General features: G+C 71.9%; 2 protein-coding genes. Both read left to right on the top strand.

The window, feature by feature from the left end:
• On the top strand, positions 1-1450 hold a 1450-nt coding region (locus ACO1BU_RS37220; protein WP_424140879.1), incomplete at its 5' end, for an FAD-binding protein.
• 5 nt (positions 1451-1455) lie between these two features.
• On the top strand, positions 1456-1621 hold a 166-nt coding region (locus tag ACO1BU_RS37215), incomplete at its 3' end, for a DUF1330 domain-containing protein (protein ID WP_424140880.1).

Raw genomic sequence — 1621 nt, 5'->3', positions numbered from 1 at the left:
CTTCCTGGAGAACGGGCCGCGGATGCTGGAGTTCTTCGAGCGCGAGACGGAGGTGAAGTTCGCCCTCGCCGAGTATCCGGACTACCATCCGGACCGGGAGGGCGGGATCTCGATCGGCCGCTCCGTGGCGCCGCTTCCCTACGATGCGCGCCGCCTCGGCCCGGAGATGCGCCGCCTGCGGAAGCCGCTGGAGACGATTACCTTCCTCGGCATGATGTTCAACTCGGCCAACCGCGATCTGAAGCACTTCTTCAACGTCACGCGCTCGCCCGTTTCGGCCCTCTACGTGGCGCGGCGGTTGGCGGCGCATATGAAGGAGCTGGCGCTGTACCGGCGCGGCGTGCAGCTGACCAGTGGCAATGCGCTGGCCGCGCGCCTGGCGAAGTCGGCGCTCGACCTGGGAATCCCGATCCTGACGGAGACGCCGCTGCAGTCCCTCGTGATCGAGGACGGGCGGGTGAGGGGCGCCGTGGTGGGCGGACCGGAAGGAGAGCGGCGCATCCTCGCCCGGCGCGGGGTGGTACTCGCGGCGGGCGGCCACCCGCACGACCTGACGCGGCTGGCCCGCACCTACGCCCATGTCCGGCGCGGGGGAGAGCACCTGTCGCCCTCGCCCACGGGCAATACGGGCGATGCCGTCGCGCTGGCGGAGAAGGCTGGGGCGGCGGTGGAGGAGGGCTACCCCAACGCGGCGGCGTGGATGCCGGTCTCGCGCGTGCCGCTGGGCGGTGGGCGGAGCGGCGTGTTCCCGCACCTCGTGGACCGCTACAAGCCCGGCGTCATCCTCGTGAACCGCCACGGGCGACGCTTCTGCAACGAGTCCAACTCCTACCACGACGTGGGCGAGGCGATGCAGCGGACCTGCGAGGGGGAGGCCGAGACGGCCGCCTGGCTGATCGCGGACCGCGCGACGCTGCGGAAGTACGGGCTGGGCCACGTCAAGCCGGCACCTATGCCGCTCGGGCCGCACCTGAGAAACGGCTACCTGCTGCGCGGGCGAACGCTGGCCGAGCTGGCGGGCAGGGCCGGCATCGACGCGGCCGGGCTGGAGGCGACGGTCGCGCGCTACAACGAGGGCGCGGTGCGTGGCGAGGACCCAGAGTTCGGCCGCGGCAGCACGGCCTTCAACCGCTTCCTCGGCGATCCCGACCACAAGCCGAACCCGAATGTCGGCCCGATCAGGAAGGGGCCGTTCTACGCCGTCAAGCTCGTCATGGGTGACCTGGGTAGCTTCAACGGGCTGCTGACGGACGCCGCCTGCCGCGTGCTTCGCGCGGACGGGGTGCCGATCCCCGGCATCTACGCCGTCGGAAACGACGCGGCCAGCGTGATGGGCGGGTCCTATCCCGGGGCGGGGATCACCCTCGGGCCCATTCTCACCTTCGGCTACGTTGCCGGCCGGCATCTTGCGGAGCTGCGGGACGCGGTGCCGGAACGGACGGCGGCCTGAGCGCCGTGCCAAAGGGCTATATCATCGCGCGCGTGGACGTGACGGACCAGGAGGCCTACGCGCGCTACGCGCGCGCCGCCACGCCCGTGATCACGCAGTACGGCGGGCGGGTGCTGGTGCGCGGCGGCGCCGCCGAGGTGCTGGAAGGCGAGGGGCGGGCGCGCAACGTCG

Origin of the sequence: Roseomonas chloroacetimidivorans (genome assembly GCF_049629625.1) — a bacterium.
GTDB classification, from domain to species: domain Bacteria; phylum Pseudomonadota; class Alphaproteobacteria; order Acetobacterales; family Acetobacteraceae; genus Roseomonas; species Roseomonas chloroacetimidivorans.
Note: the sequence above shows the minus strand (reverse complement) of the source record. Positions and strands in the feature narration are given on the sequence as shown.